20 protein-coding genes and 3 tRNA genes are annotated in these 23,921 nt (G+C 60.2%); 11 read left to right on the plus strand and 12 right to left on the minus strand.

Translation table 11 applies throughout. From position 1 onward, the window contains the following. The first annotated feature begins 156 nt into the window (after positions 1–156). The 4 genes from AB5Z02_RS12895 to AB5Z02_RS12910 all read left to right on the plus strand — a co-directional run bounded on the left by AB5Z02_RS12895 (position 157) and on the right by AB5Z02_RS12910 (position 5,369). Entirely contained in the window at positions 157–1,083 is a 927-nt protein-coding gene (locus AB5Z02_RS12895; protein WP_058056662.1) for a cation diffusion facilitator family transporter, read from the plus strand. 299 nt (positions 1,084–1,382) lie between these two features. After that, complete coding sequence (locus AB5Z02_RS12900; protein WP_368216121.1) at positions 1,383–2,918, plus strand: TerC family protein; 1,536 nt, start codon at positions 1,383–1,385, stop codon at positions 2,916–2,918. A 196-nt stretch (positions 2,919–3,114) separates the two neighbouring features. Continuing rightward, complete coding sequence (locus AB5Z02_RS12905; RefSeq protein WP_368216122.1) at positions 3,115–4,236, plus strand: alkene reductase; 1,122 nt, start codon at positions 3,115–3,117, stop codon at positions 4,234–4,236. 146 nt (positions 4,237–4,382) lie between these two features. After that, positions 4,383–5,369 (plus strand): zinc-binding dehydrogenase, encoded by a 987-nt coding sequence (locus AB5Z02_RS12910; protein WP_368216123.1) that lies wholly within the window; start codon positions 4,383–4,385, stop codon positions 5,367–5,369. Positions 5,370–5,480: 111 nt separating this feature from the next. Here AB5Z02_RS12910 and AB5Z02_RS12915 read toward each other — a convergent pair whose 3' ends face one another. After that, positions 5,481–6,545, minus strand: a complete 1,065-nt coding sequence (locus AB5Z02_RS12915; RefSeq protein ID WP_110303925.1) for an adenosine deaminase — start codon at positions 6,543–6,545, stop codon at positions 5,481–5,483. Positions 6,546–6,742: 197 nt separating this feature from the next. Between AB5Z02_RS12915 and AB5Z02_RS12920 the strand changes: the two genes are divergently transcribed. From AB5Z02_RS12920 to AB5Z02_RS12940, 5 genes are all read left to right on the plus strand, one after another. Further along, positions 6,743–7,492: an HAD-IIA family hydrolase gene (locus AB5Z02_RS12920; RefSeq protein ID WP_368216124.1), complete on the plus strand. Its 750-nt coding sequence runs from the start codon at positions 6,743–6,745 to the stop codon at positions 7,490–7,492. Between the two features lie 54 nt (positions 7,493–7,546). Continuing rightward, positions 7,547–9,121, plus strand: coding sequence for a cation:proton antiporter family protein (locus AB5Z02_RS12925; RefSeq protein ID WP_005352794.1), 1,575 nt, complete (start codon positions 7,547–7,549; stop codon positions 9,119–9,121). 130 nt (positions 9,122–9,251) lie between these two features. Further along, positions 9,252–9,620: a cupin domain-containing protein gene (locus AB5Z02_RS12930; RefSeq protein WP_368216125.1), complete on the plus strand. Its 369-nt coding sequence runs from the start codon at positions 9,252–9,254 to the stop codon at positions 9,618–9,620. 192 nt (positions 9,621–9,812) lie between these two features. Continuing rightward, entirely contained in the window at positions 9,813–11,477 is a 1,665-nt protein-coding gene (gene asnB, locus AB5Z02_RS12935; RefSeq protein ID WP_203116611.1) for an asparagine synthase B, read from the plus strand. Between the two features lie 246 nt (positions 11,478–11,723). Next, positions 11,724–12,248, plus strand: a complete 525-nt coding sequence (locus tag AB5Z02_RS12940; RefSeq protein WP_201901982.1) for an acyloxyacyl hydrolase — start codon at positions 11,724–11,726, stop codon at positions 12,246–12,248. Positions 12,249–12,650: 402 nt separating this feature from the next. Here the strand turns inward: AB5Z02_RS12940 and AB5Z02_RS12945 are convergent. The 11 genes from AB5Z02_RS12945 to AB5Z02_RS12995 all read right to left on the minus strand — a co-directional run bounded on the left by AB5Z02_RS12945 (position 12,651) and on the right by AB5Z02_RS12995 (position 22,859). Next, positions 12,651–12,737: transfer RNA gene (locus tag AB5Z02_RS12945), tRNA-Leu, on the minus strand. A gap of 41 nt (positions 12,738–12,778) precedes the next feature. Further along, positions 12,779–12,852, minus strand: a tRNA-Cys gene (locus AB5Z02_RS12950). Between the two features lie 35 nt (positions 12,853–12,887). Beyond that, a tRNA-Gly gene (locus tag AB5Z02_RS12955) sits at positions 12,888–12,963 on the minus strand. 181 nt (positions 12,964–13,144) lie between these two features. Beyond that, positions 13,145–13,699, minus strand: coding sequence for a CDP-diacylglycerol--glycerol-3-phosphate 3-phosphatidyltransferase (gene pgsA / locus AB5Z02_RS12960; RefSeq protein WP_031227442.1), 555 nt, complete (start codon positions 13,697–13,699; stop codon positions 13,145–13,147). Positions 13,700–13,898: 199 nt separating this feature from the next. Then, positions 13,899–15,752 (minus strand): excinuclease ABC subunit UvrC, encoded by a 1,854-nt coding sequence (uvrC, locus tag AB5Z02_RS12965; RefSeq protein WP_201950499.1) that lies wholly within the window; start codon positions 15,750–15,752, stop codon positions 13,899–13,901. Between the two features lie 127 nt (positions 15,753–15,879). Continuing rightward, complete coding sequence (gene uvrY, locus AB5Z02_RS12970; protein ID WP_005337448.1) at positions 15,880–16,524, minus strand: UvrY/SirA/GacA family response regulator transcription factor; 645 nt, start codon at positions 16,522–16,524, stop codon at positions 15,880–15,882. Positions 16,525–16,736: 212 nt separating this feature from the next. Continuing rightward, complete coding sequence (gene kdsB, locus AB5Z02_RS12975) at positions 16,737–17,486, minus strand: 3-deoxy-manno-octulosonate cytidylyltransferase (RefSeq protein WP_201950498.1); 750 nt, start codon at positions 17,484–17,486, stop codon at positions 16,737–16,739. Then, positions 17,483–17,671 (minus strand): Trm112 family protein, encoded by a 189-nt coding sequence (locus tag AB5Z02_RS12980; RefSeq protein ID WP_005347033.1) that lies wholly within the window; start codon positions 17,669–17,671, stop codon positions 17,483–17,485. The genes kdsB and AB5Z02_RS12980 overlap by 4 nt, the downstream gene beginning before the upstream one ends. Positions 17,672–17,794: 123 nt before the next feature. Continuing rightward, positions 17,795–18,790 (minus strand): tetraacyldisaccharide 4'-kinase, encoded by a 996-nt coding sequence (gene lpxK / locus AB5Z02_RS12985; protein ID WP_201950496.1) that lies wholly within the window; start codon positions 18,788–18,790, stop codon positions 17,795–17,797. Next, positions 18,790–20,553: a lipid A ABC transporter ATP-binding protein/permease MsbA gene (gene msbA / locus AB5Z02_RS12990; protein ID WP_005359702.1), complete on the minus strand. Its 1,764-nt coding sequence runs from the start codon at positions 20,551–20,553 to the stop codon at positions 18,790–18,792. Before msbA ends, lpxK begins: the two co-directional genes overlap by 1 nt. A 104-nt stretch (positions 20,554–20,657) precedes the next feature. Continuing rightward, the gene (locus tag AB5Z02_RS12995; RefSeq protein ID WP_201950494.1) at positions 20,658–22,859 is read right to left on the minus strand and encodes a DNA internalization-related competence protein ComEC/Rec2; all 2,202 of its coding nucleotides are present in this window, start codon (positions 22,857–22,859) and stop codon (positions 20,658–20,660) included. A 27-nt stretch (positions 22,860–22,886) separates the two neighbouring features. Here AB5Z02_RS12995 and AB5Z02_RS13000 point away from each other — a divergent pair, with 27 nt between their 5' ends. Further along, positions 22,887–23,405, plus strand: coding sequence for a DUF2062 domain-containing protein (locus AB5Z02_RS13000; RefSeq protein ID WP_103251047.1), 519 nt, complete (start codon positions 22,887–22,889; stop codon positions 23,403–23,405). Continuing rightward, entirely contained in the window at positions 23,399–23,902 is a 504-nt protein-coding gene (locus AB5Z02_RS13005) for a DUF2062 domain-containing protein (protein WP_005359699.1), read from the plus strand. Before AB5Z02_RS13000 ends, AB5Z02_RS13005 begins: the two co-directional genes overlap by 7 nt. Positions 23,903–23,921 lie beyond the last annotated feature (19 nt).

Genomic DNA, 23,921 nt, shown 5'->3' on the forward strand with positions numbered 1-23,921 from the left:
CCCATCCTTTGCTTGATGCCGGCACGCCGGCGACAACGACTGGCCAGCCGCCTGTCAATGGCAGTCAGGCCAGTCCGCTCACATGTGAGCGGGCAGTATATCAGCTAGAAAACCGCTTGCGCTTGGCAATATTCACCATTTGAAAGGAGGACTTTTATGGCTCACCACAGCCATGTTATCAGTACGCTGGTCACCACCGAAAAACAGGCGCTTACCCTGTCGCTGTTCGGTTGTATCACCTTTGCCATCTTCGGTATCGGCTACGGCCTCTTCGTCGGTTCCAACGCCATCATGCTCGATGGTATCTTCACCCTGTTCAGCATGGGCATGACAGGCCTCGGTCTTGTTACCGCCTATCTCGTTACCCGTCCTTCCGATGCGCGCTTCCAGTATGGCTACGCCCACTTCGAGCCCATCACCAACGTTATCAACGGCTCCATTATTCTGCTGCTCTGCCTTGGCGCTCTCTATAGCGGCATCACCACCCTGCTGGATGGCGGACGAGAGATCGATCTCGGCCACGCCCTTATATATGCCGCCGTCTCCACCTTCTTCTGCGCCATCATCTATCGCATCGAAGCCCAGGTTGCCGAACAGGTAGACTCCGAGCTGGTGCGGGTCGACTCCAAGGAGTGGCTGGTGGATACCCTGCTCAGCGCCACCCTGCTTATCGGTTTCGTGGTCGCCATTGGCCTTGATGCCATCGGCTACGGCCAATACAACCGCTACATAGACCCGGTGCTGGTCTCGCTGCTGGCCCTCTGTGCCACCCTCATTCCCATCAAGGTGCTCGGCCGCAACCTGCGGGAAGTGTTGAAGATCGCCCCCAAGGGGGATGTGCCACGGCAAGTCGAGCAGGAGATCGAGGCGCTGCGCCAGCGCCACGGCATCGAGTGCTACAGCCATCTGGCCAAAAGCGGTCGTCGCTTCGATCTGGAATTGAACATTCTGGTGGCGCCGGGTCAGGAGTGGCCCGTCGAACGTCAGGATGCCCTGCGTCAGGAGCTCTGGTCTCGCCTCGGCGACACCCTGGGGGATGCCTGGCTCTCGGTCTGTTTCACCCGCGAAAAGCGCTGGTTGTAACGACCGCACGGGGGAGCGCGGCACCGCCGCCTCCCCTGTCACATCACAACCCCATCACGCCCCGCTGACACTGCGCTTGCCAAATTGGCGCCAGCCGTTATCATCAGGGCTCATTTTTCACCCGAGGTTTTATTGCCCATCATGGACAATCCCCGAAGTTGCCCTTCGTCTCTCTCTGTCAAAGCCTATCTTTTTCTGCTTAATCAGCGCCTCTGAATAACACCTTTGCCTTGCTGTTACTGCGGCCATCGTGCGCCGTGATCACTCTCTGCTCTGTCTGTTTTTATTGAGGTCATACAATGGAATTGCTGCTGGATCCCCACATCTGGATTGGTCTGTTTACCCTGATCATTCTGGAAATCGTGCTGGGGATCGACAACCTGGTCTTTATCGCCATTCTGGTGAAAAAACTGCCCCCCGCCCAACGGGACAAGGCGCGCATCATCGGCCTGTCGCTGGCCCTGCTGATGCGACTTGGGCTCTTGAGCGTCATGTCATGGCTGGTCACCCTGACCACCCCGATTTTGCACCTGTGGGATCACCCCTTCTCCGGTCGGGACCTGATCCTGATGGGGGGCGGCCTGTTCCTGCTGTTCAAGGCCACCTCCGAGCTGCATGAGCGGCTGGAAGCCAAACCCCAGGATGACGGCCCGGTCGGCGCCTACGCCAGCTTCGGCGTGGTGATCGCCCAAATTTTGGTGCTTGATGCGGTCTTCTCGCTCGACTCCATCATCACTGCCGTCGGCATGGTGGAACACCTTGGCGTGATGATGGCCGCCGTGACCATCGCCATGGTGGTGATGGTGCTCGCCTCCAAGCCGCTGACCCGCTTCGTCAACGCCCACCCCACCGTGGTGGTGCTCTGTCTGAGCTTCCTGCTGATGATCGGCTTCAGCCTGGTGGCGGAAGGCTTCGGTTTCCACATTCCGAAGGGCTACCTCTACGCGGCCATCGGCTTCTCGGTGCTGATCGAGTTTTTCAACCAGCTGGCCCAGCGCAGCGCCATGCGTCACGAATCCAAACAGCCGCTGCGCGAGCGCACCACAGCCGCCATCTTCAAATTGATGGGCAGCAAGGCCTATCAGGATCAGCCGGATGACGATCTGGATGCCCCTGCCGTAGCGCCGGTGAGCTTTGGGGAGGAGGAGCGCTATATGGTGACCGGCGTACTGTCGCTGGCCGAGCGCTCCATTCGCACCATCATGACCCCGCGCTCGGAGATGGCCTGGATCGATATCAACGACTCCAGCGACGAGATCCGCACCCTGCTGCAGCGCGAGCCCCACAGCCTGTTCCCCATTTGTGACGGGGATCTGGACGAGGTGATCGGAGTGGTCAAGGCGCGCGATCTGCTGTTTGCCTTGAATGAAGGGCAATCCTTGAGCGAACTGGCCAAGCAGAACGATCCCATTATCGTGCCGCAGACCATCAACGTGATCCGCCTGCTGGCGGAGCTGCGCAAAGCCAAGGGAAGCCTTATTCTGGTCTCCGACGAGTTTGGCGTGATCCAGGGGCTGGTCACCACCCACGATCTGCTGGAGGCCATCGTCGGCGAGCTGCCGGACGAGGACGAAACCCCGGATATCGTGCGCGATGGCGAAGGGTGGCTGATCAACGGCAGCACCAACATCCACCATGTGGAGCAGGTGCTGGAGCACGAGGGGCTGGTGAGCGAGAGCGATGAATACGTGACCCTGGCGGGCATGCTGCTCTCCCACTTCGGCACCCTGCCCACCCCGGGTCAGCAGTTGCAACTGCAGCAGCTCAACTTCGAGGTGATCGAGGTGAGCGAGCGGCGCATCGAGCGGGTGAAAGTGATGCCCGCCACGGCTTGAGCCTGCCACCAGCAGAATACAGAAGAGGGCCAGACGGCCCTCTTTTTTATGCTTCAACTTTATGCCTCAACGCCTTCTTTCCCAGCGGGTTGCACTGATTGCTGCATCAAGCACAATTCTCTTGTGCAATTACCCATCTTTTTCACAACAAGATGGCGGCATAAAGTGGCCTCACTTCCACCATGAGGAACTCAAGATGAGCCACGATCACCTGTTCTGCCCGCTGCGCCTCGGCCAGCTGCACCTTGCCAACCGCATCGTCATGCCCCCCATGACCCGCTCCCGTGCCAGTCAGCCCGGTGATGTGGCCAACGCCATGATGGCGAGCTACTACGCCCAGCGTGCCGAGGCGGGCCTGATCATCAGCGAAGGCACCCAAATCGACCCCATGGGCAAGGGCTATGCCTGGACACCAGGCATCTACAGCGCAGAGCAGATCGCTGGCTGGAAGCTTGTGACCGATGCCGTGCATGCCAAGGGGGGCACTATCTTCGCCCAGCTCTGGCACGTGGGCCGGGTCACCCATCCGGATAACATCGGCGGCGCCCAGCCCATCTCCGCTTCAGCCCTGCCCGCTGTGGGCGTCAAGGTGTTCGTCGATAACGGCAGCGATGCGCCGGGCTTTGTCGAGACCGTCACTCCGCGCGCCATGACCCAGGCCGATATCGATGCGGTGGTGGGCCAGTTCCGTCAGGCGGCCCGCAACGCCATCAGCGCCGGTTTTGACGGCATCGAGCTGCACGCCGCCAACGGTTATCTGATCAACCAGTTCCTCGACTCCGAATCCAACGCCCGCACCGACAGTTACGGCGGATCGCTGGAAAACCGGTTGCGCTTCCTCAAAGAGGTGACCGAGGCGGTCTGCAGCGAAATCGGCGCCGACCGGGTCGGGGTGCGTCTTGCGCCGCTCACCACACTCAACGGCACCGTGGATGCCAATCCGCAGGAGACCTATCTGGCAGCCGCCCGTTTGCTGGGCCAGCTCAACGTGGTCTACCTGCACATTGCCGAAGCGGACTGGGATGATGCCCCCCTGATGCCGGAGAACTTCAAGCAGGGTCTGCGCGATGCCTTCCCCAACACCCTGATCTACGCCGGTAAATATGATGGTGATCGCGCACGCGCCGCCCTCGACGCGGGCTGGGCCGACATGATTGGTTTTGGTCGCCCCTTCGTCGCCAACCCGGATCTGCCGAACCGGCTGCGCCACGGCTATCCGCTGGCCCCCCACGATCCGGCCACCCTGTTTGGCGGCGGCGAGAAAGGGCTGACCGACTACCCCGTCTATCAGGCCGATGACGCAGCGACCAGCAGCTGATTGCCAATGGCCAACCGGCCACGTAAAGCAGGCCCCACTGGTTGGGGCCTGCTGTATTGTTGCCCATTCGCAGCAGTGGCAGTTTCTCTGTATTGCTGTTGCAATGACCTCGTTGTTCTCTACCCTCGCTTTCACAAGGAGTCATCATGAATCACACCCAAGCCTGGTGCTGGCATGCCCCCGGTGAACCGGATCAACTCACCCTCGCCGACCTCCCGCTCTCTCCCCTTGGCCCGGATGAGGTACTGGTGGCCAACCGGGTCATCGCCTTCAATCCGGTGGACTGGAAGCTGATCGAATATGGCCACTCCAACTGGCAGGACGGTCAGGTGCCCGGCGTCGATGGCATGGGCACTATCGTGGCCCTCGGTGCCAACGTCCGCCATCTGCGCCTCGGTGCCCGGGTCACCTATCACACCGACCTGCGCCACCACGGCAGCTTTGCCCGCCACACCCGGGTACCGGCCCGCGCCCTGCTGCCGGTGCCCGATGCCCTGAGTGACGAGGCAGCAGCCGCCCTGCCCTGTCCCGGCCTCACCGCGTGGCAGGCGCTGGCCAAGCTGCCGCGCCTGCACGGGGAAGCACTGCTCATCACAGGTGCTGGCAGCAGCGTCGGCCGTTTTGCGGTGCAGCTCGCCCTCCAGCAGGGGGCGCGGGTCTTTGCCAGCGCCAGCTCACGCCACCATCACTGGCTCAAGCAGATAGGTGTGCAGGGGGTGGCCGATTATCGGGATCCCGACTGGCTGGCCACCTTGCAGGCGGCCAACGGCAACGAGCCGTTTGAGGGGATCATCGATCTGGTCTCCAGCCAGCAGGCAGAGAGCCTGCTGCCCGCGCTGGGCTACTACGGTCACATGGTGACTGTGCTCGGGCGCATCCCGCACAATCCGTTGCCCGCCTTTAGCCATTGCCACTCATTGCACGAGATTGCGCTGGGCGCCCAGCACGCCTTTGGCAGCGACAAGCAGTGGAGCCGACTGGTGGCCGCCGGTGTCACAATGATGGATCAAATGGCGAGCGGCGAGCTGACCCTGCCGCCGCTGGTGGTCGGCGACTTTGAGGCGCTGCCCACCCTGCTCGAGCGCTTCAAGCGCGAAGGACAGGGCGAGAAGTTTCTGGTGCGAGTGGCATAACGCTGACCTTCCCTGATAACCACACCGACCATTGAAACGAAAGAGGCCCGCCAGTGATGGCGGGCCTCTCTTTATATAGTGCATGTCATCTCGACTTCATTGGCGCCTGACTCAGTGCAAGACCACCCCGTGGGTCTCGGCATAACTGCGGATCTCCCGGGTCAGCCGCGCCTTGTCGGCCAGAGAGAGCCAGCTCGCCTCCACCGCATTGAGCGACAAGCGGCAGAGCTGGCTCATGGTCGCGCCGAGGCCATCGGCCAGCGCCACAAAGTTGGCATTCATATAGCCGCCAAAGTAGGCAGGGTCGTCCGAGTTTATGGTGACGCAAAGCCCCTGCTCCAGCAGCCGCAACACATTGTGCTGGGCCATATTGCCGAACACCTTGAGCCGGGTGTTGGAGAGGGGGCATACGGTGAGCGGCAGCCGGGTATCCGCCAGATAGCGCAGCAGCTCGGGATCGTCTGCCGAACGCACTCCGTGATCGATGCGGCATACCTGCAGCTCGTTGATCGCCTGCCAGATGTAGTCGGCAGGCCCCTCTTCACCGGCGTGAGCCACTACCGGCAGCCCCAGCTCGCGGCATTTGGCAAAAATCCGGGCAAACTTGGTCGGCGGATTGCCCTTCTCCCCCGAGTCGAGGCCGATGCCATGAATGCGCGACAGGAAGGGCATAGCCTCTTCCAACGTAACGAACGCTTCATCCTCGCTCAGGTGGCGCAAAAAGCTCATGATCAGCCGCCAGCTGATGCCAAACTCCTGCTCCCCGCGCTGCAGCGCCCGCTCGATGCCGCCGAGCACGGTAGCAAAGGAGATACCGCGGGCAGTGTGGGTCTGCGGGTCGAAGAAGATCTCCACATGCACCACCTTGTCGGCGGCGCAACGCTCAAGATAGGCCCAGGTGAGGTCGAAGAAGTCCTGCTCGGTCACCAGCACGCTGGCGCCGCGATAGTAGAGGTCGAGAAAGGATTGCAGGCAGTCAAAGTCATAGGCGGCGCGCACGCTGGCCACATCGGACCAGGGCAGCGGGATGTTATTGCGGCGGCCCAGCTCAAACATCAGCTCGGGTTCGAGGCTGCCCTCGATATGCAGGTGCAGCTCCAGTTTCGGCAGTCCGGCGATAAATTGCGCGGCGGTGAGGTGTTCGGGTGTGACTGGCTTGGAAATCGGGGTGTCCATAGCGACGGCTCCATCAGCAAAATGATCCGGCGTCAGCCCCTCCACCAGACTGACCCGACGGCAGCTTTATTGTGCACCGAAGTGGCGAGACAGGGGAGACTTGTCATCAAACAGACTTATAATGGCGTCACAAAAATCATAAATGATTGAACATCTTAACGATTGGCGGCTCGCCTGCGCCCTGACAAGGAGTTTTCATGAAGAAGAACGTCATCTGCGATATCGACGGTGTCATCCTGCACAACAACGATCTCATCCCCGGTGCTGACCGTTTCGTCCATCGCCTGCTGGAGCAGGGCAGCAAGCTCTTGTTCCTCACCAACTACCCGGCACAGACCCAGAAAGATCTGCAAAACCGCTTCCGCTCCGCAGGTATCGAAGTGCCGGAGGAGTGCTTCTATACCTCCGCCATGGGCACCGCCGACTTCCTCAAGCGTCAGGATGGCAAGAAGGCCTATGTGATCGGTGAAGGGGCGCTGACCCACGAGCTCTACAAGGCCGATTTCACCATCACCGATATCGACCCCGACTTCGTGGTGGTGGGGGAGACCCGCAACTACAACTGGACCATGATGCAACAGGGGGCCAAGTTCGTCGATCAGGGAGCCCGCTTTATCGCCACCAACCCCGATACCCACGGCCCCATGATGCACCCGGCCTGCGGCGCCCTGTGCGCCCCCATCGAGCGGATGACCGGCAAGAAGCCGTTTTATGTCGGCAAGCCGAGCGCCTGGATCATCCGTGCGGCGCTCAACCGGATGGAGGCCCACTCCGACGACACCATCATCATCGGCGACAACCTGCGCACCGACATTCTGGCGGGCTTTCAGGCCGGTCTCGAGACGGTGCTGGTGCTCTCCGGGGTGAGCAAGGTCGCCGATATCGACCGTATGCCGTTTCGCCCGAACCATATTTTCGACTCCGTGGTCGACATCGATATCGTCTAATCACCACCCAAGCGTTCAACAGGGCAGGTCTCTCCTGCCCTTGCAGGATCTGTTATGGAACCCATTCTGATCGCCGTGGCTTTTGGTTGCGGCATGGTAGTCAATCTGATTGGCCTGCCTCCCCTGCTCGGCTTTCTGGCCGCCGGTTTTATCCTCAACGGCATGGGATATGAAAATACTCCCGCCCTGAGCGAGGTAGCCGATCTAGGCGTCACCCTGCTGCTGTTCACCATCGGCCTCAAGCTCAATATCAAGACCCTGATGCGGCGCGATGTGTGGGGCACCACCAGCCTGCACCTGCTGCTCTCCACCCTGCTCTTTACCGTGGTACTGCTGGTCTGCAAGGGACTGGGGCTCCACCTCGCCCTCTCGCTGGACTGGAAGCTGGCGCTGCTGCTGGGCTTTGCCCTCTCCTTCTCCAGCACTGTCTTTGCGGTCAAGGTGCTGGAAGATCGCAGCGACATGAACGCCCTCTACGCCCGCATCGCCATCGGGGTGCTGGTAATGCAGGATGTGTTCGCCGTGGCCTTTTTGGCGTTTTCCAGCGGCAAGTGGCCCAGCATCTGGGCACTCTGGGTGCTGGGGCTGCCGCTGCTGCGCCCGCTGCTGTTCAAGCTCTTGGAGCGGGCCGGTCACGGCGAGCTGCAGGTGCTGTTCGGAGTCTTTCTAGCGCTGGTGGTCGGGGCTGCCGGTTTTGAAGTGGTCGGCCTCAAGCCGGATCTGGGGGCCCTCATCATCGGCATGCTGCTCGCCTCTCATCCGGCTGCGGCAGGGCTTGCAAAGGCGCTCTTCAATCTCAAAGACCTCTTTCTGGTCTGCTTCTTTCTCACCATCGGCCTCAACGGCCTGCCGACCCACGACACCATGTTGCTGGCACTGGCGCTGGTGCTGGCCCTGCCGCTCAAAAGTGTCCTCTACTATCTGGTCTACAGCGGCGCTCACCTGCGGGTGCGTACTGCGCTGCTCTCGACCCTGGCGCTCACCAACTTCTCGGAGTTTGGCCTGATCGTCGCGGCCATCGCCGCCAAGGCGGGCTGGCTCTCCCACGAGTGGCTGGTGGCGGTCTCGCTGGCACTGGCGGCGAGCTTTATGATCTCCGCCCCGCTCAATGCCCAAAGCGAGCGCATTTATCACCGCATCGGCCACTGGCTGCGAGGATTGCAGGCAAGCAACCTCCATCCGGAAGACAGGCCCATCGAGCTGGGCGATGCGGAGGTGATCATCCTCGGCATGGGGCGGATCGGTCAGGGGGCCTACTTCGAGCTGGAGAACAAGTACGGCAACGTCATCCTCGGGGTGGAGAACGACAGCGAGAAGCTGCCCACCCTGCGTGCCCAGGGGATGAACGTCATCGAGGGGGATGCAACCGATACCGACTTCTGGGACAAGGTGCTGCTCTCCAATCAGGTCAATCTGGTGCTGCTGGCGATGCCCCACCATTCGGGGAATCTCTACGCCATCGAGAAACTGCGCAGCCACGGATTCAACGGCAAGATCGCCGCCATCGTCCGCTTCGAGGATGATATAGCCTCCCTGCAGGAGCAAGGGGTGGATGCGGTGTTCAACGTCTACAACGAAGCGGGCAGTGGCTTTGCCCGCCATGTGATCCGCCGCTTGCAGCCGCTTTGAGTCGTCGGCCAGCAGCCCTTGGCAAGTGAGGATGCATCGTTTAAGTTATGCATAACCTCGTTTAATAAAACGAACAAACGCGGGGCCGGGATGGCCCCGCTTTCCTATCTGACGAAGCCAAGGAGGCACCATGAAGACCCTCAACGACTGGATTTTGCCGGGCCGCCACGAGGTAGCCCCTACCCCGTTGATGCCAGCCCCCGAGCGCATTAAAGCAGGCAACCCGGCGCAAACGGTGTGGAACCACTACTCCGACCCCAGCCAGCAGTTTCATGTGGGATTCTGGAGCTGCGAGCCGGGCCGCTGGGCCATCCACTACACCGAGCACGAGTATTGCCAGCTGCTGGAGGGGGATGTGGTGATCCACGACAGTCTGGGCGGCCAGCTGGTCCTGAAACCCGGGGATCAATTCGTGATTCCGGCAGGCTTTGTCGGTGAGTGGGAGACCCTCACTCCCTGTCGCAAGGTCTATGTGATCTTCGAACCCGCCTCGGCTTGACGTTCACGTCACCCTGCCCCGTTGCAGCAGCCCTTATCCTGTTGATCCGCTTGACGCTTACGGCATGATTTTCTGCGGTTTTCCCGCTTGCAAAAGGTTTTTCCGCTAGGCATTGTGTCTGACGAGGAATGTAAATGGAATTTCGAGCCCAAACGTGGGGGGCTCATATAAAAATCAAGAGGATTACCGCCAATGTGTTCAATTTTCGGCATTCTGGATATCAAGTCCGATGCAGTTGCTCTGCGCAAATCGGCGCTGGAGATGTCCAAGCGACTTCGTCACCGCGGGCCTGACTGGTCCGGCGTCTACAGCTCCGACAAAGCCATTCTGGTGCATGAGCGTCTGGCCATCGTCGATCCGGGCAATGGCGCCCAGCCGCTCTACAACCCCGAGCGCACCCATGTGCTGGCGGTCAACGGCGAGATCTACAACCACAAAGAGCTGGAGAAAACTCTCAAGGTCGACTTCCAGTTCCAGACCAAATCCGACTGTGAAGTGCTGCTGGCTCTCTACAAGGAGAAGGGCCCGGCATTTCTCGACGATCTCAACGGCATCTTTGCCTTCATCCTTTATGACGCCGAACAGGATGCCTACCTGATTGGTCGCGACCACATGGGGATCATCCCCCTCTATACCGGCCGCGACGAGCACGGCAACTTCTATGTCGCCTCCGAGATGAAGGCGCTGGTGCCGGTATGCAAGAGCGTCGAAACCTTCCCGCCGGGACACTACCTGTGGAGCAAGGATGGCGAGCTCAAACAGTGGTACAAGCGCGACTGGATGGAATACAGCGCGGTCGAGCACAACGTCAGCGACAAGGCCGAGCTGAAAGCCGCGCTGGAAGCGGCGGTCAAGCGCCAGCTGATGTGCGACGTACCTTATGGCGTGCTGCTCTCCGGCGGGCTGGACTCCTCCGTCATCTCCGCCATTACCAAGCTCTATGCGGCGCGCCGCATCGAGGACGATGGCAAGAGCGAAGCCTGGTGGCCACAACTGCACTCCTTCGCCGTGGGACTGGAAGGGTCGCCTGATCTCGCCGCCGCCCGCAAGGTGGCTGATCACCTCGGCACCATCCACCACCAGATCCACTTCACCGTGCAGGAGGGGCTGGATGCCCTGCGCGATGTCATCTATCACCTCGAGACCTATGACGTCACCACCATCCGCGCCTCCACGCCCATGTATCTGATGGCTCGTTACATCAAGGCGATGGGGATCAAGATGGTGCTCTCCGGTGAAGGCTCTGACGAACTGTTCGGTGGTTACCTCTACTTCCACAAGGCGCCCAACGCTCGCGAGTTCCACGAAGAGAACGTGCGCAAGCTCGCCTCTTTGCACCTCTATGACTGTCTGCGCGCCAACAAATCGATGGCCGCCTGGGGTGTGGAAGGTCGCGTGCCCTTCCTCGACAAGGAGTTCATGGACGTGGCGATGCGCCTGCAACCTGCCGACAAGATGTGCGGCAAGGGCAAGATCGAGAAGCACATCCTGCGCGAAGCGTTCGAGGATCTGCTGCCCCACGAAGTGGCATGGCGCCAGAAGGAGCAGTTCTCCGATGGCGTGGGCTATTCGTGGATCGACAGCCTGAAAGCCATGGTCGAGACCGAAGTGACGGATCAGATGTTCGAAGCGGCCGCATTCCGCTTCCCCATCAACACCCCGCTCACCAAGGAGGCCTACTTCTACCGCGCCATCTTCGACGAGCACTTCCCGCTGGAAGCCGCCGCCCGCACCGTGCCCTACGGCAAGTCGGTCGCCTGCTCCACCCCCACCGCGCTGGAGTGGGATGCCAAGTTCAAGGAGATGGCCGACCCGTCCGGCCGCGCCGTAATGGACGTGCACCAGCAGGGCTACTGAGCCTACACGCCAAACCGAGCGGATAACGTCAGATAGCAAAAAGCCCTTCACCATGGTGAAGGGCTTTTTCATCTCCCCGCGGTCACGCACGCCAAATCACATCAGACCATCGCAGATAGTTGATTTTTCATAAATATTTAATTTTTTTACCGAGTGACCATGCATTGACAGGAAGCGCGTCGATTGACTATGCCTGAAGGGTGATCAACAGGATCACCACGATGACAACAAGGATCGGGAGGGGGCATGGACGCTAACACTCTATCAAGGATTGGCCTGCTGACAGCACTGCTCGTCAGTCCGGCTACGATGGCCAATGACAATATCGTGGTACTGCAGCTTGGCAAGGCCTTCAGCAATGAAAAGCTCGACATCAACATCGCCGACGCCAAGTTCCACCATATGTTTTGGCGTTGGGGAGACTCCGGCTGCCAATTTGGACTGGGGGTACGTGGCGGTACGCTCAAGGTAGAAGATGAAGAGACCGCCAGACTGGGGGGCGGCGCCCGTATCGAATGCCAATGGGGTAACTGGGTGACCTGGCTCCCCGGCGAAATGGTCTGGCTCGATCAGTACCAATTTGGCACTCGCGGCCACGGCTATAAGGATTACGGCGGCCCCTTCCAGTTCGCCCTGGGTATCGGCTTCGGTTACGCCATCACCAAGAATTGGCTGATCGGTTATCAGTATGAGCACATGTCCAACGCCTATATGTATGACAAGAACCCGGGGCTGGACAGCCATACCCTCCATATCGAGTACCGGTTCTGATTACAGGCTTATGCCTTGGTCTGTAGGCTACGCAACGGAATACAGGTGTGCATGGTCCAAAACGACCAGACGATAACATCGTTCACCAACGGCGATGCCACCCAGAAGAAGAATATCGACGTGCAGCTAGAAGAAACGCAGGAGTGATAACTGGATCCGAGAATGGCCCCACAATGTGGGGCCATTCTCATTTCTGTCTGACAGCACACCGAAACATGGCCAGGGAAAGGCGCCGCATGAAGTGCGCCGTCAGGCTGAGCGGCATCATACAAGAAGATCCTGTTGCTCAACATTACAGGAAGGGTGAACCGCTTAAAAAAGCGCTGTCGCCACTTTGTCGCCATTTAGGCAAAAGAAAAAGGCCACTATTTCTAGTGGCCTTTCGTAACTCTTTGATTTTAATGGTGCCCGAGGCCGGAATCGAACCGGCACGACGCGAACGTCGAGGGATTTTAAATCCCTTGTGTCTACCGATTTCACCACTCGGGCACCGCAATCGGTATCAAGCTCGCGTGGCGGGCTTGTCAATATGGAGGCACGTTCCGGAGTCGAACCGGACTAAACGGATTTGCAATCCGCTGCATAACCGCTTTGCTAACGCGCCATGCAAAAGAGAGTTGGCTCTCTATTGTCTGAATTTGGAGCGGGAAACGAGACTCGAACTCGCGACCCCGACCTTGGCAAGGTCGTGCTCTACCAACTGAGCTATTCCCGCATTGGTCTGGCTGACTGCCTGACTACGAGGACGCATTCTAGCGATGTTCCTCGCCCAGTCAACCAGAAATATTTAATTACCTGATCGTTAGGGCATTTTTTGCCCTTTTTGAACAGTTTTAGCGCCTTTGGCCGTTTCCTGCCTCAAATCAGTGGAAACCTCACCTTGCGGCGCAAGTGACTCACAGGTTGGCGTGGTGGGTCAAATCGCCCCAGGCGGCCTTCATGTACTGGAACATCGACCAGAAGGTGAGCACGGTAGCGACATAGAGCATCACATAGGCGAGCCACACCATCCAGACGTTGTATTGCCAAATCAGACCGGTGAGTGACACCATCTGGATCATGGTCTTCCACTTGCCAATCCAGCTGACCGCCACCGAGGAGCGTTTGCCGAGCTCGGCCATCCACTCACGCAGGGCGGAGATGATGATCTCGCGGCCAATCATGGTCATGGCGGGGATAGTCACCCAGATGGTGTTGTAGTGTTCGACGATGACCACCAGCGCGGCGGCGACCATGATCTTGTCGGCAACGGGGTCAAGGAAGGCGCCAAAGGCGGTGGACTGATTGAGCTTGCGAGCCAGATAGCCATCAAACCAGTCGGTGGCAGCGGCCAGAATAAAGATGATGGCGGCAGCCAGATAGGACCATTGATAAGGCAGATAGAACAGGATGACGAAGACGGGAATGAGCAAAATCCGGAAAAACGTCAACAGGTTAGGTATGTTTGTCATTATTTTCAGCCACTTCTTGTACGTCGCTACATAGTGCGCCAAAGCCGATTTGCGATGCAACCGCACTGGCGCCCGTCTTGGTCTTTTTAATCCATCAATCTTCTCAAAATGCGAGGGCCATTATGGCATTTACGGCCCCCCCGCGTCACGGCTCTTGTGCATCAAGGAGTTAGCGATTTTGCCATGCCGCTAACCCTGCTCAGGCGCTGTGCAAGCCATCGTGGATGGTCTGGGCCAGCTCCTGACTGATGCCGGGTACCTTGGCCAGTTCATCCACGCTCGCCTTTTTGACCTCCTGCAGGCCGCCCAGATATTTGAGCAGTGCCTGCCGCCGCTTTGGCCCCACCCCCGGAATATCCTCCAGACTACTGCTGGTGCGGGCTTTGGCCCGTCTGGCCCGGTGGCCGGTAATGGCAAAACGGTGGGATTCATCGCGAATATGCTGAATAAGGTGCAAAGCGGGCATATCTGCCGGCAAATGCAACTCTTCGTGACTCTCCCCCATGATGAGCGTTTCCAACCCCGCCTTGCGGGTGACCCCCTTGGCAATCCCCACCAGCAGCGGATATTTACCGCCGAGAAACTCCAGCTGACGGGCCAGGATCTCTTCGGCGCGGCGCAACTGGCCGAGGCCACCGTCAATAAACAGCACGTCCGGCACCTTGTCCGGCTCCTGCTGCTTGCCAAAGCGGCGCTCCAGCGCCTGCTCCATCGCCGCGTAGTCATCACCACCAGTGATACCGTCGATATTGAAACGACGATATTCCGATGAGAGCGGCCCCTCCCGGTTGAACACCACACAAGAGGCCACCGTGCGCTCCCCCATGGTGTGGGAGATATCGAAACACTCCATGCGAGCGATGGGGCGCTCCAGCTCCAGCAGCTCTTCCAGCTGGTCGTAGCGGGCGGTGATGGTGCTCTTGTGAGCAAGCCGCGAGCGCAGCGCCGTCTCGGCATTGATGGAGGCGAGCTTGATAAAGCGGGCCCGCTCGGCGCGGGTACGGCTCACCACCCGCACCTTGTAGCCTGCGGTCTGGCTCAGAGTCTCGGCGATGACGCTCTCATCCTCCAACGCCACATCGAGCAGCACCTCACTCGGGATATGCCGCCCCCCCTGCCCCGACAGATAGAACTGCAGCAGGAAGGATTGCACCACCTCGTCGAGCGGGGTGTCAGCCGGCACTTTCGGGAAGTAGCTGCGCGAGCCGAGCACCTTGCCCTGACGGATAAAGAGCACGTGGATGCAGGCAGCGCCTTGCTGGAAGGCGACCCCCACCACATCCAGCTCGTCCAGCACGTTGCCGCTCACCGACTGCTGCTCGGTGACCCGGCGCAGCGCCAGGATCTGATCCCGATAGCGGGCTGCCTCTTCAAAGCGCAGATCGCCGCTGGCGGACTCCATCTTGCCCACCAACTCGCCTATTACCTGCTGGTTCTTGCCCGCCAGAAACAGCTTGGCCAGCTCCACCTGCTGGGCATATTCGGCTTCGCTCACCAACCCAGGTACGCAAGGGCCAGCGCAACGCTTGAGCTGATAGAGCAGGCAGGGACGGGCGCGGTTGGCATAGACCGCATCCTCGCACTGGCGTACCGGAAAAATCTTCTGCATCAGATGCAAACTCTCGCGCACCGCGCCGCCAGAGGGGTATGGGCCGAAGTACTCTCCTTTGATCTTGCGGGCACCGCGATGCACGCCGATGCGCGGATGCTGATGCGCGGTGATGATGATCCACGGGTAGGATTTGTCGTCCCGCAGCAGCACGTTGTAACGAGGCTGGTACTGCTTGATCAGGTTGTGCTCGAGGATCAGCGCCTCGGTCTCGGTGTGGGTGACGGTGACCTGGATATCGGCGATCTGGCGCACCAGGGTGCGGGTCTTGATGCTGTCGACGTTGGTGCGAAAGTAGGAGGCGAGCCGCTTTTTCAGATCCTTGGCCTTGCCCACGTAGATCACGATTCCACCGCTGTCATACATGCGGTAGACGCCACTTTGATGGGTGACGGCACTCAGAAACGCCTTGCTGTCAAAGAGAGGTTCGGGAAAGAGGGTCATCAGCTACTCGGCTCACACAAAGGCAAAAATTGACGGGCAGAGCATACTGCCCTCGCAGCCCGAAAAGCAAAGGGGCAGAAAAGCAAAAAGGCGGCACTCGCCGCCTTTGTGACCACACGCCACCCGATTAGAGGGTATCGGCATCCAGCATGCCATAGCGAATGGCCAGATGGGTCAGTTCCACGTCACCGTTGATCCCCAGCTTGCTGAACAGACGATAGCGGTAGCTGTTGACCGTCTTCGGGCTCAGGTTGAGCTGCTCGGAGATATCGGTCACCTTCTGCCCCTTGGTGATCATCATCATGATCTGCAGCTCGCGCTCGGAGAGGGACTTGAAGGGATTCTCGTCAGCGGAGGCAAATTGGCTGAGGGCCATCTGCTGGGCAATCTCCGGGGAGATGTAGCGCTGACCGGAGTGCACCAACCGGATCGCCTGGATCATCTCGTCAGGAGCTGCCCCCTTGGTCAGGTAACCGGCGGCGCCGGCCTGCATCACCTTGGTGGGGAACGGATTTTCTGAATGAATGGTCAGCACTATGATGCGCACATCGGGGCGGATCCGCAGAATTTTGCGGGTCGCTTCCAGACCACCAATACCCGGCATGTTCATGTCCATCAGGATCACGTCCGGATGGTGTTGGCGACAGAAAGTGACTGCTGTCTCGCCGCTCTGTGCTTCGCCCACCACCTTGATCCCGCGCACATCTTCAAGAATGCGTCTTATCCCTGTACGCACCAGCTCATGATCATCGACCAGGAATACATTTATCACCCAAACACCCCGTTTTATCTCGTTTTAGCCGCCCGGTTAGGGTTAACAGGGCGTCTTGCATCATAACCAAACTCGTCGCTTTGGCAAACCATGCACGCCAAAAGTTTGAGAAAACCCATGTTTAGCGTTTAAAATCAAATAATTATATAAATTTTCAAAACAAAAAACGGTGCCTTGCGACACCGTTTTTCATGACTTTAGTGCTGTGGCCATCACTTGGCCAAAAAGGCCCGCACCTTCTCAAGATCGGCCTGGGTATCCACCCCGACCGGCGGCGCTTCAAGGGCCTGGGCGACGTGGATCTTCTCCCCGTACCAGAGCACCCGCAGCTGCTCCAGCGCCTCGACCTGCTCCAGCACGCTCGGTGCCCAGTTTACGTAACGCTGGATAAAGCCGGCGCGATAGGCATAGATACCGATATGACGCTGGTAGTGGTCACCAATCTGCTCATGGCTCTTGGCAAAGCGATCCCGATCCCAGGGAATGCTGGCGCGACTGAAGTAGAGGGCGTAGCCATCCTTGTCAGTCACCACTTTCACTGCGTTCGGATTGAACGCCTCTTCGGCATCCTTGATCGGCACCGACAAGGTCGCCATCGGCGCCGTGGCGGCGGCCAGATTATCCGCTACCTGACGAATGATGGTGGGCGGAATGAGCGGCTCATCCCCCTGCACATTGACGATGATGGTATCGGCGGCAAAGCCGTAGTGACGGCACACCTCGGCCAGACGCTCGGTGCCGGACTGATGATCCGGTGAGGTCATGCACACCTCGACGCCGGTGCTCTGCAGTGCCTGCTGTACCCGCTCGTCATCGGTGGCAACGATCACCCGATCGGCACCCGATTGCAGCGCTTTTTCCACCACATGCTGCACCATGGGTTTACCATGGATATCCGCCAGCGGCTTGCCCGGCAGACGAGTTGACGCATAGCGGGCAGGAATGACGACGACGAAACTCATGACGGCAGCTCATCGCTGTTGAGCGGACGGGCACGGTTCTCCAGTAGTACCGGGATCCCCTCTTCCAGCGGATAGGCCAGCTTGTCGAAGCGGCAGACCAGCTCATGAACTGCTTTGTTGTAGTGCAGCTTACCCTTGCAGACCGGGCAGGCGATGATGTCGAGCAACTTGATGTCCAAAGCCAAAACGATACTCCTTCAACGATGTCGCGCTGGCGGCTTCATCACGCCAGCGATGGATGTCGAGCAACCAGATATTCCATACGGGACCGCTATTGGTCCACTTCTCCCCCGCTCAGGCAAGAGAGATTAATCTTGCGCCCTGGTCGCGCCCTTTGCCTTCACCCCCAGCTTGTGCAGCAGGGCATCGAGCAGGGAGGCGGGCAACTCGGCACTGACCGGCAGATACCACCAGTTATCGAGGGCAAACGGACGACACTTGACCGCATCCTTCTCGGTCATCAGCAGCGGCTTGCAGGCAAAGCGGCCCACCAGCTCATCCCGATCGAAGGGGTGATGATCGCCGTAGGCGGCCTGCTGATCCAGCTGGTAGCCGAGCCCTTCCAGGGTGGCAAAGAAGCGGGGCGGATGACCGATCCCCGCCAGCGCATCAACCGGCCTCGACAAGGGGGCCGCCAGCGGGGCATCGTCGCGCACCCGGCGCGGGGTGTCGGCGACCAGTTGCATGGGGTACTCCCCCTTGCCCGGCTCGCCGCCGTTGCAGATGATGGCGTCCACCCGTTTGAGACGAGTGACCGGCTCGCGCAGCGGCCCCATAGGCAGCAGGCAGGCGTTGCCGAAACGGCGCGCTCCATCCACCACCACCAGCTCGATGTCGCGGGCCAGCGCATAGTGCTGCAGACCATCGTCGGTGATGATGATATCCACCTCACCGCTCTGCTCCAGCAGTCGTACCGCGTCGGCCCGTTTCGGGGCAACCACCACCGGGCAGCCGCAGCGCCGGGCAATCAGCACCGGCTCATCTCCGGCCTGCGCCGTGGTGCTGGTTTCATCCAGCCGATAGGGGTAATGGGGCGCCTTGCCACCATAACCACGGCTCACCACCCCGGGGCGATAGCCGCGGGCTTGCAACTGCTCCACCAGCCAGACCACCACCGGCGTCTTGCCGTTGCCCCCCACCGAAATATTGCCCACCACTATCACCGGCAAGGAGGCGCGATACCCCCTGCGCCAGCCGTGACGATAGGCGTAGCGGCGGGTGCCGCTGATGATGGCAAACAGCAGGGCAAAGGGGGCCAGCAACCAGCGCCAGCCACTTTTGCGATACCAGAGCCGTTCCAGCATCAGGCCTTGCTTCCCGCGTTGCCAAACTGAATGGCGCGCAGCTGGGCATAGGTGCCGCGCTGCTCCATCAATGCTTCGTGGTTACCGCGCTCGACGATATGACCTTCGTCGATCACCAGGATCTCGTCCGCCTTCTCGATGGTGGAGAGACGGTGGGCGATCACCAGCGAGGTACGCGCTTTGCAAAGCTCGTCGATAGCAGCCTGAATATGGCGCTCGGATTCGGTATCGAGGGCCGAGGTGGCCTCATCCAGCAGCAGAACCGGGGCATCGCGCAGCAGAGCCCGCGCAATGGCAACACGCTGGCGCTGACCACCGGAGAGGGATGCACCGTTCTCGCCAACCACAGTGTCATACCCGTTGCTCATCTTGCTGACGAACTCGTCGGCGTGAGCAATACGAGCGGCCTGAACGATCTGATCGCGGCTGTACTTGTCTTCCGCCGCGTAGGCGATGTTGTTGGCTACCGAGTCGTTGAACAGGTGAACATGCTGGGAGACCAACGCGTACTGCTTGCGCAGCTCGCTCAACTTGTATTCACGGATGTTGATGCCGTCCAGCAGGATCTCGCCCTGATCTATGTCGTAGAAGCGGGTCAACAGGCTGGCAATGGTACTCTTGCCTGAGCCGGAACGGCCCACCAGCGCCACCGACTTACCCGCCTCCACCTTGAAGCTGACGTTGTGCAGCGCCGGGGTGTCCTTGGTCGGGTAGGTGAAGGTGACGTTGCGAAACTCGATCTCGCCGCGAGCACGCTCCAGAGTGCGGGTGCCGGTATCCTGCTCCGGCTCGGTGTCGAGCAGGCCAAACAGGCTGTGGCAGGCGGTGATGGCACGCTGGAACTGGTTGTTGACGTCGGTCAGGCTTTTCAGCGGCTTGAGCAGCATCATCATGGAGGTGATCATGACGGTAAACGTACCGGCAGTCAGAGTTGATTTGACACTGTCAATGGTCGCGACGTAGAGGAAGGCAGCCAGCGCGATGGAGGCCACCATCTGCACCACAGGACTGCCGATGGCATCGGCGGCGACCATCTTCATGGTCTGCTGGCGCATGTTGTTGCTGACCTGGAAGAAGCGTTTCTCTTCCACCTTCTGGCCACCAAACATCAGCACCTCTTTGTGCCCTTTGAGCATCTGCTCAGTGGAGGTGGTGATATCCCCTACCGCCTGCTGGATGTGACGGCTGATCTGGCGGAAACGGCGGCTGATAAGGCCGATGATGACCCCCACCAGCGGGCCAACCACCAAAAAGATCACCGACAGCTGCCAGGAGTGCCAGAACATCAGGCCGAGCAGACCGACCACGGTCGCCCCTTCCCGCACCAGGGTCACCAGGGTGGTGCTCGCCGCCGAGGAGACCTGACTGGCGTCATAGGTCACCTTGGAGAGCAGATGACCGGTGTTCTGACGGTCGAAGAAGCTCATCGGCATTGCCACCATGTGATTGAACACCTGCTGTTGCAGACGCATCACAACGTGGTTGCCGACCCAGGCCATGCAGTAGTTGGAGAGAAAGTTGGCGACACCGCGCAGGGCCACGATGCCGAGGACGAAGAAGGGCATCCATTTCAAAACGGTGCTGTCGTTGCCATTGATGCCCTGATCGATCAGCGGCTTGATGGAGTAGACAAAGGTGGTATCCACGGCGGCGTAGCCCAGCATCCCTATGATGCCACCGACCAGGCCCAGCTTGCGATCACGGACATAACCGAGCAGGCGTTTGAATACTGGCCAGCTCTCTTGTGAGGTTTCTTGTTGCATGAATAGCCGTTAGTAATGGAAATGACGGGCTATTCTAGCCAAAGCACAGGCTTACACCAAGCGCCGCCACCTATATCGCATTCCTACACGGCAGAAATGGCGGATTATTGCTCAAACCACACTCTCGGTCGCCACCACTCACCACTGCGCCGGTACCAGGGCCCCAGATCTCGCTCGGCGGTGACGCTCAAGCCCGCTGCGGTGTGCTCGACCAGCATCGCCCCTTGCTGACCGGTGATCCACTGGCGGGCATCCCGATAGCGGGCCACCACATCGGGACGGGGAAAGCCCCACTGATTCATAAAACCGGCGCTGTGGATCACATCCTTTGCCGCCACCGCCGCGACAAACGGGGGCGTGGAGGAGGTGCGACTGCCATGATGGGGGCTCACCAGCAAGGTGCTGGCCAATCCCTCTCCCTCCAGTGCCACCAGTCTCAGCTCTGCCTGCCGTTCGATATCGGCACTCAGCAATATGCTGCGCTGCCCATCGCTGATACGCACCACGCAGCCATCGTTATTGCGCCCGCCACCGGGGCGTTCTGGCCAGAGCACTGCAAACGAGAGCCCCTGCCAGCGCCACTGTTGCCCACGCTGGCAGAGCGTCGTTCCCTCACTGAAGGGATAAGAGGATAGCTCGTTACGCACCGGCATGGCGCTGAGCAGTCGCTTGCGATTGCCGGCATGATCCCGATCCTTGTGGCTGATGATGAGGCGATCGATGACCCGGATCCCCAGATGGCTCAGCTGGGGCAGGATCACCGCATCCGCCATGTTGTAGCCTCCGGGATAGCGATCACCGGTGTCATAAAGGATGGCACGCTCCCCCTTGCTGATCAGCACCGCCAGCCCCTGCCCCACATCCAGCACCCGCAGTTGCCAGCGGACAGGCGTTGGCCAGAGCGCCAATAACAGCGCACACAGACCCGGTAGCAACAGCCAGCGTGCCGGGCGCCACTGCGCGGCGAACCAGAGCAGCAACAGCAGGGTGCAGAGTGGCAGCCACCAGCCGGGCAGTGGCCACCACAGTTGCAGTTGATCGGCCAGCCAGTTCAGGATCGTCAACACCCACCCGAGCCCCAGATCCGCCAGCCAGAACAGGCCATAGGCAAGCGAGCTGGAGAGCGGCGCCAACAGCACCCCAATCAACGCCAGCGGTATGATGGCGATACAAAAGAGCGGCACCGCCAACAGGTTGATCACCATGGCAAGGGGCGCTATCCCCTCGAACAATGCCAGTTGCAGCGGCAGCAGACCGAGCAGCAGCCAGAGCTGGATCTGCCACAGTCCCGGCTTGTCGTGGACATATCCCACCAGCAGCAAGATGGCCACCGCCAGAAACGAGAGCCAGAAGCCGGCCGAATAGAGGGCGAAGGGATCCCAGAGGGTCAATACCACAAAGGCCCATAGCCAGATGCGCCAGGCCGGCCACTCCCGCCGGCTCCAGCGCAACACGCTCCACACCAGCACCATGATCAGGGCCCGCTCGGTCGCCACAGCAAACCCCGCCAACGCGCTGTAGACGGCGGCAAACAGCAGGGAGGTGATGATGGCGCCACGCAGACCAAACAGCCTGCCCAGCCACCACCCGAGCACCGCCACCAGCGCGATGTGTTGCCCTGAGATGGCGATGATATGGGTCAGGCCGCTGCCGCGAAACAGCTCCCACTGGGCATCCGTAATGCCACTCTGCTCGCCAAAAGTGAGTGCCGCCAGCAAGGGGGCATGATCAAGCGGACGCCAACTCTCGGTCGCCGCGCCCAACCAGCGTTCGCGCCACCCCGCAGGTGCCTGTTGAATATCTATCACCCGACGCAGATTGCCGGTGGCAGTGATCCCCTTGCCCAGCAGCAGACGCCGCCCATCCAGCCCCGCCTCGTTGGCCAGACCGTGAGCCGGTTTCAACGAGGTCACCAGGGTGATCCGGCTGCCTACTGTCATGGCGGGTAATGCCTGATAGGCATTGACCCGGATCAGGGGCTCAGGTGTCACCGGTTGCTCGTCGAGGGTGCTCACCCGCAGTAGCAGCCGGACAAATTTATCCCCCTCGGGCTCTGCACTTTGCAGCTGTGCGGTTATCATGTGGCTCGTCTGATCGCCCAACCGCTCCAGCCAGGCCAGCCGATAGGCAAGATTGGCCTGCATCCAGAGGATGCCGAGCAGGAGAAACAGCCACCGCCAGGCACGGCAATATGCAAGGGGGATCAGCAGGGACAGCAACAGGCCCCCCCATGCGAGTGAAGGTAACCATGGCCAGAGCAGTGAGGAGCTTGCCCCCAAGGCAAACGACAACAGACGCAGATCCATGGAGCAAGTATTTAGCAAGGTTTCAATATGCCCAAACGACTCATTAAACGCTGGATGCCCGATCAGCAAACCCTGAAAGAACACAAGCACCTGCGGCTGTTCGGCAAACTGCTGCTCGATGCCAACCTCTGGCACCTCAACCGCCGCTCGGCTGCCGGGGCATTTGCGGTGGGCCTCTTCATGGCCTGGGTGCCGCTCCCCTGCCAGATGCTGCTGGCTGCCGGTGGCGCCATCCTGTGCCGGGTCAATCTGCCGCTCTCGGTGGCGCTGGTCTGGCTCTCCAACCCCTTTACCATGCCACCCCTGCTCTATGGCGCCTATCTGGTAGGTTGCCAGTTGCTGGGACATTCAGCGCAGCAGATAGAGATTGAGTTCACTTGGGATTGGCTGGTCTCGGTACTGGGCACAGTGGCACCGCCGCTGTTGCTGGGCTCGCTGATCCTGGCCCTGCTCAGTTCCCTTATCGGCTACACCCTGATCCGCACCTTCTGGCGGATCAGCACGGTGCGCCAGTGGCAAAAACGCAAGATGGCACGCCCATGCTGAGTCGCTGGTTTGCCCGCTTCAAGCTAGATCCCGATACCCTGCGCCAGCAGAAGTGGTTTGCCCTGTTTGGTGAGCGACTGCTTGCCCCTGCCCTCTGGCAAGGGGGCACCCGCGCCCTGAGCGGCGCGGTGGCGGCCGGGATCTTCGCCTGCTGGTTCCCCATCCCGATGCACTCGCTCATCGCAGTCGGTCTGGCGCTGGCATTCAGCCTCAACCTGCCGCTGGCACTGCTGGCGGTCTGGTTCAACAATCCGCTGACCTTGCCGTTCATGTATCTCTACGCCTATCGCACCGGTTGTCTGGTACTGCACCAGACGCCGGAGCCTTTCCACCTCAGCTGGACCCTGCACTGGCTGGAGCAGGAGGCGGCCACTCTGGTGCCTCCCTTCCTGCTCGGCAGCCTGCTGCTGGCGGTACTCACCGCCCTGAGCGGCGGCGCCCTGACCGCGCTGCTGCTGCAACTACGCAAACTGTGGCAAGGTGCCCGCCACCAGTGAGTCCCCCTTCCCATTGTTT

The sequence above is a fragment of the Aeromonas sp. R2-3 genome (assembly GCF_040908375.1).
In the GTDB taxonomy this organism is placed as follows: domain Bacteria; phylum Pseudomonadota; class Gammaproteobacteria; order Enterobacterales; family Aeromonadaceae; genus Aeromonas; species Aeromonas veronii.